The sequence below is a fragment of the Rhodococcus koreensis genome, assembly GCF_900105905.1.
Lineage (GTDB): Bacteria > Actinomycetota > Actinomycetes > Mycobacteriales > Mycobacteriaceae > Rhodococcus_F > Rhodococcus_F koreensis.
In genome coordinates, this window is the sequence record NZ_FNSV01000009.1 from 44088 (window position 1) to 54476 (window position 10389).

At 66.2% G+C, this 10389-nt stretch carries 6 protein-coding genes and 2 pseudogenes; 5 read left to right on the plus strand and 3 right to left on the minus strand.

The annotated features are described in order from the left end of the window. Positions 1-23 precede the first annotated feature (23 nt). Entirely contained in the window at positions 24-1148 is a 1125-nt protein-coding gene (locus BLV94_RS47530) for a helix-turn-helix transcriptional regulator (RefSeq protein WP_072950259.1), read from the plus strand. Positions 1149-1492: 344 nt separating this feature from the next. Further along, complete coding sequence (locus BLV94_RS47540) at positions 1493-1843, plus strand: hypothetical protein (protein WP_167372111.1); 351 nt, start codon at positions 1493-1495, stop codon at positions 1841-1843. Between the two features lie 1305 nt (positions 1844-3148). On the opposite strand, the gene BLV94_RS47545 is transcribed toward BLV94_RS47540, so the two are convergent. Together BLV94_RS47545 and BLV94_RS47550 are read right to left on the minus strand one after the other, a co-directional pair. Continuing rightward, positions 3149-6121 carry a UPF0182 family protein gene (locus BLV94_RS47545; RefSeq protein ID WP_174705582.1) on the minus strand — a complete coding sequence of 991 codons (2973 nt, stop codon included), beginning with the start codon at positions 6119-6121 and terminating at the stop codon, positions 3149-3151. A gap of 152 nt (positions 6122-6273) precedes the next feature. Beyond that, the gene (locus BLV94_RS47550; protein ID WP_072950254.1) at positions 6274-6546 is read right to left on the minus strand and encodes a cation:proton antiporter regulatory subunit; all 273 of its coding nucleotides are present in this window, start codon (positions 6544-6546) and stop codon (positions 6274-6276) included. A gap of 131 nt (positions 6547-6677) precedes the next feature. On the opposite strand from BLV94_RS47550, the pseudogene BLV94_RS47555 reads away from it, so the two are divergent. From BLV94_RS47555 to BLV94_RS52285, 3 genes and pseudogenes are all read left to right on the plus strand, one after another. After that, positions 6678-7690, plus strand: a pseudogene (locus tag BLV94_RS47555) (HAMP domain-containing sensor histidine kinase). Next, positions 7687-8341: pseudogene (locus tag BLV94_RS47560) on the plus strand (response regulator transcription factor). Before BLV94_RS47555 ends, BLV94_RS47560 begins: the two co-directional pseudogenes overlap by 4 nt. Positions 8342-9047: 706 nt before the next feature. After that, on the plus strand, positions 9048-9692 hold the full coding sequence (locus BLV94_RS52285; protein ID WP_143051331.1) for a CNNM domain-containing protein: 645 nt from the start codon (positions 9048-9050) through the stop codon (positions 9690-9692). 207 nt (positions 9693-9899) lie between these two features. On the opposite strand, the gene BLV94_RS47570 is transcribed toward BLV94_RS52285, so the two are convergent. Next, on the minus strand, positions 9900-10389 hold a 490-nt coding region (locus BLV94_RS47570; protein ID WP_341866531.1), incomplete at its 5' end, for a pyridoxamine 5'-phosphate oxidase family protein.

Genomic DNA, 10389 nt, shown 5'->3' on the forward strand with positions numbered 1-10389 from the left:
ACCTGCTGCGATACACTTCGGACATGGCGCAGAGCTTGCTGCCACGCGTCCGCGATCAAATCTCGCGTGCCGTCGCCGACCAGCTGGACTGGGTGGGGTACAGCGCGCGAATGAGCGAGGCCCTGCGCACGGTGATCCCACATGACCGCTGCTGCTGGCACACCGTCGACCCGGGCACCATCCTGTTCACCGGCAGCGTGAACCGGAACGTTGGGTGTTCCGGATCCTGGTTGGCGCACTACGAATACGAGGTCGAGGACGTCGACAAGTGGGCGTTTCTTGCGCACAGTGGCCGCCTGGCGGGTGCACTCAGTCTGGATACCCACGGAGATATGTCCCGCAGTGCACGGCACCGTTCGCACGAGGCGTACGGAATCGGCGACGAGCTGCGGGTCTCCCTGGTGTCGGACGGGGTCTATTGGGGTGCAGCGGCATTCCTGCGCGATGCGGGCGCGCCGTGGTACACCGCCGAGCACGTCCGCGCAATCGCCGCGCTGGCGCCCGCGCTCGCTACCGGTCTGCGACGTTCGATGCTCCACGAGGTCGAGGTCGCCGTGACGACCGTGGACTACGGCCCCGGCGTGGTGGTCTTCGACGCCGCGGGCGACCCGGAATCGGTCTCACCCGCCGCGGAACGCTGGATCGACGAAATTGTCGAGGTCCCGGCGCCGTCGACGCCGTTCGAATCGAAGGTCGTGCAGGCCATCGCGGCCAGGGCGCGGGCGATCGAACCGGGCACCGATCCGCTGGAACTTGCCGCGCGCTCGCGGGTACGCACGCGATCCGGCGCCTGGCTGTTGCTGTACGGGACCAGGCTTTCCGGCGTCGAAGACGGACGCACTGCCGTCATCATCCAACCCGCGACGCCGCATGAGATCGCGCCCGTCATTGCCATGGCCTACGGACTGTCCCAACGCGAATGCCATCTCACTGCGCTGTGCGTCCAAGGGCGATCGACAAGGGAGATGGCGCACGCAATGTCGTTATCCGTCTACACAATTCAAGACCACATGAAGTCGATCTTCGACAAGACCGGGGTGCGCAGCCGCGGGGAACTGGTGGGGCAGATATTCCTCGAGCACTACGCGCCACGCTGGGAGCTTGCGGCATCCCCGCCATCCGGATGGTGGGCGAAGGGCATCAACTGAATTCGCCGAACTCTCAGCCGTGCGTAACTGCTTCACGGCCAATGGCGCGCCAACCAAGAAGGTGCACCGCCCGAACCATCTCTCCTTCCACGACGCTGCCGCTCACCGACAGTATGCCGTCGACCAGGAACGTGCCCCTCGCACATTCTGTCGCCGCCGCAGCGAACGGAGGTGGCCCCGATTCCCATATCTGGTTCGTCGATGAGCAATTTGTTCACACCACACGATCGACTGGGTGTGGGCATTACTGAGCAGTCGCTTCCGAGCCGATCCTCCGCGGCAATTCGCGGGTATCGGCACGTTCCTCCCCCACGGTCGATTCTCACCCGTTAACATCCACGTTCGTGACCCCGATTAGGACATTTCAGACATTCCCGGTTGCCGTGCTGCGATTCAACTACCGGTTGGTGCGCATTCCGCTGCAGCTGATCGAGGACGTCGGGGTGTCGCAGATGAACCCGGAGGCGTCGACCAGACTCGCTTACGAGCAGTTCCTGATTGGATGCGACCAGGTTGCCGCATGTTTGTTGAACGACGAGACCGCAGCCCACCGTGCGATCGCGTTGACGGCCCACACCACCCGAGTTCGTGTTGCGATCGCGCGCGAGCATCACCGCAAAGAGCGGCAGGGTATTGCGATCTTGGACGAGCAGCGGGGACGATTCGCCAGACGGCAGCGGGAGCGCCATAAGTAAAGCTGATCACACTCCCCCTGGCGCACTACTTTTGTCAATCCTTTACCTTTAGCGGCTAAGGATGAACTGGCCCCATGAGCTCGATCGGCGTCCGGCCCCAGCCCCGCTTGGGAGCAAGACGTGTGGAGTTTCTGCCGTTGCGGGAGAACAATTTTCGTGCATTCGACCGAGGCGCATGATTGGTCCGTACATCCGGGTGGAACAATCCTCGGGTATCCCGCAATCCTCCCCGCATGTCCGGCCTGCGAGTCCCAGTTGCGGCTTCGTCACGGGGTTTCACCAGACGAGGCGGTCGTCGGCGTCGGCATCGTCGGGTGCTGCGCCGTCGTTGATCGGGCCGAACCGAGCGGTGCATCCGGTTCTCGAACCTTCATCCGGTAAGGCCGATCTACAGGGAGTTGACCAACTGCAGCACCGACAACGGCACCGACGGAATACATAGCCCGGCGCTGATCGAGGCGCACCAGCCGGCAATCGGACGGCACTGCTCGAGGTGGAAGGCCGGGATCGCGGACCCGAAAGTACGGCCGCCACAAATAAGACCGTCACCGGCGAGCTCAACACCACCGCGACGTATCCGAGTGCAGCCGCGGCAATCACCCACCTCGCACGCAGGTCACGGGCGTGCAGAACGGAACCATAGTCCACCGCGCCTCCCTACCGCACCCTAGGCACGCGTGACCATGACTCCGGGAAAACCCGGCACACGGGAACCTGGGCGAACGTGAAGCCCGTCCCCAGCACTCCGTTCGGTGCGTCGCTCCGGCGGGGCGCGGAGCGGTCGTCCCGAAACCCGAGCGCCTTTACTTGCGCTTTACCTTGGATCGCGATAGCGTCCAACCAGTCGCACGACGCAGCGGCAAATCGCGATCTCGGACCTTCGAGACCGAGGCGAGAGTCCGCCCAACCGAGATTGGGCGGGTGTGCCCGTACGCGGCGCGCCGACGCCGAATCGATTTTCCGTCGGACGCCGCCACACGGGCGATGGACCCCATCGGTCAGCCATGGGCGGCCTGGACCGGTGGGGCCCATTCCGGCGTCATGAGCACCCTCCATGGCCTTGTGTGGGCCTGTCGGTAGTGGTGTCGCTGCTGATGTACGGCATGTTCGCGCTCACGACGACCGGGCGGACTCGGGACGTCTCGTCGGCGACGCGATCAGCCGCCACAGCGACCGTCGAGGAATCGGCAGTGCCGGTGACGGGCCGCAGGGCATGGGCAACCTGTCCCTCACTCCCTGATCGCCGAGTGGCGAAACACTATCGCTGGTGCGCACATCGGGCGTGTCGGCGACGGCACCGAGCCTTCAGTTGAGGGTGCCGCCGGCGGCGAGGTAGCCGTCGATGGCACGTTGCAGGCGGTCGAGGGCGGTGCCGTAGGCGGTGAAGTCCCCGGTGTGCTGGGCGGCGCGCAGGTTGGTCAGGGCGGCATTGAGTTCGAGGACCGCGCCGGTCAGCTCCTCCGGCACTGCCTGCGGCGGCACGACCTCGGGAACCGGGGTGCCGGGGCTGGTCTCGGGTGCCGGTGGGGGTGCGGTGGCGGCGTCGCCGCCGGGTGCGGTGGCGGCGCGGCCGGTACCGGGACCGAAGACCTGGTCGAGGGCTTCGGCGAGGGTGGGGGCGTACCCGACACGGACACCGCCGGTGCCGGGTTCGCGGTAGCTGACCAGCACCCGGGCCAACTGCGGGAACGTCGAGCCCTCGGCTGTGGTGGACAGCCGCTCGGTGAACAGCGGTTCGACGTAGAGGACACCGCCGTCGGCGATCGGCAAGGTGAGCAGGTTGCCGTAGTGGATGCGGTTCGACCGCTCGAGCAACGTGCGTTCGGAGGCCACCCGGGTGTCGGAGATCATCGAGTTCTGTATCTGCTGCGGACCTTGGGTCAGGGTGTCAGTCGGCAACTGCAGGATTTCGATCGTTCCGTATCCATCGGGATCCGAACGCACCGACAGGTAGGCGGAGAGGAATTCGCGGTTGAAGCCGACCATGGCGCTGGCGAGCCGGAACGACGGCTGCGTCGTCTCGGGGTCTCCGACCAGGATGTAATACGGAGGCTGTTGCCCCGTACTGTCCGAGGTCGGATCCGACGGCACCGACCAGAAGGCGTTGTTGGTGAAGAATTCCCGCGGATCGTTGACGTGGTATTTCGCCAGATGCTGGCGCTGGATCCGGAACAGGTCCTCGGGGTAGCGGAGATGAGCGCGCAGTTCGTCGGAGATCGCCTCGCCAGGTCTGACGGTGCCGGGGAACACGCTCATCCACGCGGCCAGGACCGGGTCCTCCCGGTCGATCTGGTAGAGGGTGACGGTGCCGTCGTAGGCGTCGACGGTGGCCTTGACCGAGTTGCGCACGTACGAGATCTCCTGCCGGGGCAGCGGACGCCCGGTGTCGGTGATCACCGGCTCGGTCAGCGCCCCGGACTGTGCGTAGGGGTAGTGCTCGAGGGTGGTGTAGGCGTCGACGATCCAGGTGATCCGCCCGTCGACGACGGCCGGGTAGGGGTTGGTATCGGTGGTCAGCCAGGGGGCGACGTGCTCGACCCGGGTTTTCGGGTCGCGGTTGAAGATGATCTTCGATTCGGCTCCGATGGCGCCGGAGAACAGGATGTTGCGTTCGGCGTATTGGGCGGCGAACGCCAGCCGGTTGATCCAGTTCCCGATGGGCACTCCGCCGGCGCCGGTGTAGGTGTAGGTGGAGACGTCGGTGTCGTACTCCCGCGCCGGTGCACCCGCCTCGGCACCGACGATGGCGTAGTCCGGGCCCTCGGACTGCGCGATCACCTCGCCGTAGTAGATGCGGGGTTGGTCGACCGGGATCAGTTGCTGGCCGGTCGCCTGGGACGCGAGATCGCTCACGGTGTAGATCGGGTAGCCGCTGTCGCTGCTGGCGCTCTGGCCGGAGGCGTCCCGGACGGCGGCGTTGACGCGGTTGGCGGGGGCGGCGACGAACCCGTTGCCGTGGGTGTAGACGAGGTGCCGGTTGATCCACTGGGTTTGGTTGCCGCTGAGGCTGTTCGGGGACAGCTCCCGGGCGGCGACGATGTAGTCGGCGACCTCCCCGTCGATGGTGTATCGGTCGATGTCGAGGGTCGGGGTGAAACCGTAGAAATTCTTCAATTGTTGTTGCTGGGTGAAGGTGCGGGAGAGCACGTTCGGGTCCAGAAGTCGCGCGTTGGCGATGGTGGTGACGTCGGCCGGGACGTCGCGCGGCGCCCGGGTGCCCACACCCGGATAGGCCTCGTACTGCACCCGGTCCGGGCCCAGTCCGTAGGCCTGCCGGGTCGCGGCGATGTTGCGTTCGATGTACGGGCGTTCCCGATCGGCCGCGTTCGGGCGCACCGAGAACTGTTCCATCAGCGCCGGGAAGATTCCCCCGACCAGGATCGAGGACAACACCAGTAGCGCGGTGGCCATCGCCGGAATCCGCAGATCCCGCACCACGATTGCGGCGAAGAACGCGATCGCGCACACGATCGCGATGGAGAACATGATCAGCCGCGCCGGCAGGACGGCATTGATGTCGGTGAACCCGGCCCCGGTGAAGGTGGGTTCCTTACGGCTGCCCCACAGCAACGCATACCGATCCAGCCAGTACGCGACCGCTTTCAGCGCGACGAACGACCCGGCCAGCACCGCGAGCTGGACACGCGCCGCGGCGGTGACCTCGATGGGGTTCCCGCCGCGCTTGGGGGTCACCCGGATCCCACCGAACAGGTAGTGCGCGGCGAGGCTGAGCCACAAGGCGAAGAATACCGCGACGAACAACCAGGTCAGGATCAGCCGGTAGAGCGGCAGGTCGAAGACATAGAAACCGATGTCGTGCCCGAATTCTGCGTCGGCTGTGCCGAAATCGCCACCGCGCAGGAACAGTTGCACGGTGGCCCAGTTCGCTTGCGCGTTCAGCCCGAACGGCAGAGCCAGCAGCAGTGGGATACCGATGCCGAACAACCGGGGCCGGCTCATCGCCACGGTCCGGTACTGCTCGAGCGAATCCTTGTTCGCGGCCGCGGCCGCGAACAGGGGCCGTGACCGGTAGGCCCAGATCAGGGTGCCGAACATCAGGGCACCGATGAGCAGGGTCACCGCGAGGAACAAGACCAGCCGAGTCAGCAGAATCGTGCCCCACACGGTCCGGTAGCCGACCTCACCGAACCACAACCACTCCGTATACACCGTGATCAGCCGCGGCCCGATCACCAGCAACGCCACAAAGCCCAGCAGCACCCAGATCGATCTGACCGCTCCCCGCGACAGCGGCCGCGCATCCTCCGACGGTTGCATGCTCACCTCCCGCGGACCCCCACGCCTATCGCAACGGCCGGCGACGTGTTGTGAACGGGCCGGACGACACACACAGAATGCCCGTTTCGGCCCACTCCGGGGGTGGGTGGGGCGGGTTCGACCACGGCGATCAGCGGGCAGCTCTTCGTCATCTACCTCGCCCCCCGAATCAGGTCCCTGACCTGTCGTTCCAGCGAAGCGAGTCGGTCGGCGATCGGCTGACTGTGCAGGATCTCGGCCACCTGGTCGGCCTCGTCCGGTGCCAGAGCGATCGCCCGGGCGGGAACCTCAAGATCGGAGTCGTCATAGCAGAGCATGTGCCGGGGGCCGCGGGGATCGACCAGCAGGTAGAGGTGTCCGCCGGCGCGGGCGACGACGTGGTGCAGCACGCCCTTGCCGGGTACCGTCGTCCGATCGATGGACATCGAAGCTCCCTACTGGAGATGAACCCAGTCTGTGCAGGCGATCGATGCTGTCACAATGGGGTCCGACACCCATTTACACTGGGCAACGACATGTATGGACATTTGCGATGTGCAGCGGTCAAGCTGGACCCATGAACCGTCGCGCATCGGTCGTGGACCGGTTCCGAGGACAAGCGCGAACACCTGCCGGCGCGCTGTTCTGGCGAGTATTCGTGATCAACGGGCTGGTCTTCACGGTCGGCACCCTTGCCCTCGCCCTGTCACCGGCGACAGTGTCGACGCATATCCGGCTGACCGAAATTCCGGTGCTCGTCGTGGGACTGGCCGCGATCCTCGCCGCGAACGCCCTTCTGCTGCGGTCGAGCCTCGCACCGCTCGACCAACTCGCCAGTTCCATGGGCCGGGTGGACCCCCCACGCCGCAGTGACCGGATCGACGACCGAGGCACGGGCGACCTACGGCATCTCATCGCCTCGTTCAACGCCATGCTGGACCGGCTCGAGACCGAGCGAACCTCGGCGAGCGGGTCGGCCCTCGCCGCCCAGGAAGCCGAACGAGCGCGGATCGCGCGCGAGCTGCACGACGAGATCGGCCAAAGCCTCACCGTCGCACTGCTTGCGCTCAAACGTGCCGTCGACAAAGCGCCGACGGGACTTCGCGGGGACCTGCACCACGCCCAGGATGCCGTGCGCGGCAGCCTCGACGAGGTCAGTGGCATCGCCCGTCGGCTGCGACCCGACGTTCTCGAGGACCTCGGCCTGCACAGCGCGCTCAACGCCCTGTGCAGCGAATTCACCCAGGCGACCGGCGTCGACGTCGTCAAACACCTCGACGCCCACCTCGCCCGGCTGGACCCGAACATCGAACTCGTCTGTTACCGCGTCGCACAAGAAGCGCTGACCAACGTCGCTCGCCACGCCGGCGCCGACAAGGTTCGGGTGGACCTCCATGCCACCGACGAACACCTGACGCTGCGCATCGCCGACGACGGCAAGGGCGGAGTGGTCACTGCCGGTGCCGGTATCACCGGAATGCGCGAACGCGCCCTGCTGGTCGACGCCACCCTCACCATCGACTCGTCGTCCAGCGAGGGACGCAGATCCGGCTGATCGTCCCGGTCCACGTGCAATCGAGGCCACGATGACCAGGCAACCTGCCCGCATTCTGCTCGCCGACGACCACGCGATGGTGCGCAGCGGCCTGCGGATGATCCTCGACGCCGAGCCCGACCTGCAGGTGGTCGCCGAGGCAGCCAACGGATACGAGGCGATCGATGCACTCGCCCACACCCCGACGGACCTGGCGATCCTCGACATCGCGATGCCGCGGATGACCGGGCTGCAAGCGGCCCGCGAAATCACCCGGTCCCATCCCCACGTGAGGATCCTGATCCTGTCGATGTACGACAACGAGCAATACTTCTTCGAGGCCCTCAAAGCCGGCGCCTCCGGCTACGTCCTCAAATCCGTCGCCGACCGCGACCTGCTCGAAGCATGCCGGGCAACCCTGCGGGGCGAACCCTTCCTCTACGCCGGCGCGGTCACCGCCCTCATCCGCGACTACCTGCACCGAGCCCGGCACGGAGAATCATTACCGAGCACCATCCTCACCCCCGCGAAGAGGAAATACTGAAACTGATCGCCGAAGGCGACACCACCGAGAAATCGGGAACACCTTGAGTATCAGCGCCAAAACGGTCGACCGGCACCGCGCAAACATCCTGAAGAAACTCGGACTACGAGACAGACTCGCCCTGACCCGATACGCAATCCGTTCCGGACTGATCGAGCCGTAATCGTCGTACTCCCCGCCCACCGCGGAGACCCTTCTCAGACCATGGTGTAGACGCGAGCTGGGACGTCTACATGGATTTAGTTGCCGTACCTTTGTGTGTGCCGGGGATTCTCGTTCAGTCAGGTGGCGGCGGTCGGCGAGCGGATCGATCGGTTTGTGACTCCGGTCGACCTTTTCTCGGTGTCCCGTGCCCCGGCGGATGACCGCCGAATTCCACCTATTCCCCGGTTCCGCTGGAATCGAACCGGCGTCGATGGGTGAGCGCAGCCATTCCCTGCACCGCAGGCCGTGAACCTGCTGCTACATGTCGTCCACCCGATAAGTGGGTGTCGGACCCGATTGTGCCGGCGCGGGTGCCGGGCAACGATTGACCCGCCCCCGCACGAGCCACTGTCATCGGCCGCCGCCGCACATGTCGGCGCGGCCCTCACCCCTTTTCGAACCTCCTGTGCGCCAGTCGCTCGAGACCCCCAACGCGACGATGGCCGTGGCATCACGCCCGTCAGACGAGACGACGACGGACCGGACTCGAGGACGGACCGGTGCAGCCGAACTGCTGGTCCTGGAGGACTTGGAAATTCGTGCCGCCGGTGCGCGGCCGGATGTTTCGCCAACACGAGTGTACGGAGCGGGTTCAGGTAGCCGATGATCATGGTGTCCTCGAAGCTGGGAAGCAGGCCGCCGCCGCGGCCCAACCTGATCCGGCGGTGCGGACACAGATCGTAGTCGCCCCACTGGTGTGGGTCGCGCTGCTCGACGCCCCCACACCGGCGTTCCCCGACCCACCACCTCGCTGCAGGTTGCATCACCTCGCGTGTCCGCCGGAGTGGCCGGTGTCATACCGGATCCAGGGCCGCGGACTCGTGGCCCCGGGGTACCGGTGCGCCGTGCGCGCCTCCGCTGTCCTGATTCCACAGAATCACCTCGCCGCCCTTTTCGATTCCGGCAGCTCCGATCGGCCGCTGGGCGACGATCACTCCGACGGTCGGCGCCCCGGCGCCTTTCGGCCCGACCGGGATCAGTCCCGCCCCGCGCACAATGGCGCAGGCATCGTCCGCGCCGAAGCCGACCACATCGGGCACCTCGCGCACCTCGCGCACCGGACCGCCCTTCCGCATAACCCGATTGTAAGCCTCCAGGTTGCCCGCCAGCCCGGGGCTGGAGCGGTCGCGTCGCGCATCGGCACCCGTACCGTCGGCGGCGGAACCGCCGGTGCGATGATCGCGTACCTGTCCTTGATCCTGGGCGAGTTGATTCCCAAACATATTGCGCTGCACCGCTCCAGTGACGTGTCCCTGCTCACTACTCCGACCCTGGGCCGGTTCGCCACGGTGGTGCGCCCGGTGATCTGACTGCTGTCGGCCTCGACCGACCTGTTGGTGCGCCTGCTCGGTGAGGACCCGAAAGCGACAATCGAAGCGACCAGACACATTACGGAGCGGGCCGCAACGGTATTGCTGGGCACCGATGCGACCACGGTCCTCGAAACAGGCCCGCGGTAACATCCGAGAGGGATGGCCTCGGAAAAACCTTGTGGGCCTGCGCTTATGCGGGCGTTTTCAGCGGTGGTCACCGGTGGGACGGAGCAGGGCAGCTCGGTGCCCGGTGAGGCGTTCGATGTCGAAGACGAGGTACCCCTCGTCGGGGCCCTCGGTCCAGGGCGCGCGGGTGGGGTCGTCGAATCCGTGGAGGCCGTCGGTGCCGATCACCAACCGGGATCGCCCGATGGCGAGGACCGTCCAGCCGGTGCGCGTCACCGACGCGATGGCCCCGGCTTCGAGGGCTACGACGGTGGCGTCGAAACGGTCGAACCATTGATGTCCTCCGGTAGGGATGACGATCTGCCCGTCCGGGGCGGCGAAGGTCACCGGCCACACGGCCGGCAGGGCATTGTCAGTGTAGATCAGCCGCCCGGCGGCCACGGACCGCAACAGACTCAGGCACTCCCCCGTCCGGAGCGCCCCGTTGATCGGGGCGCTCGCTGGCTCCAGGTGAGAGTCCATGGTGTCCTGTTCATCGGTGCGCGTTCCGACCCCTCCAGCATTGTCG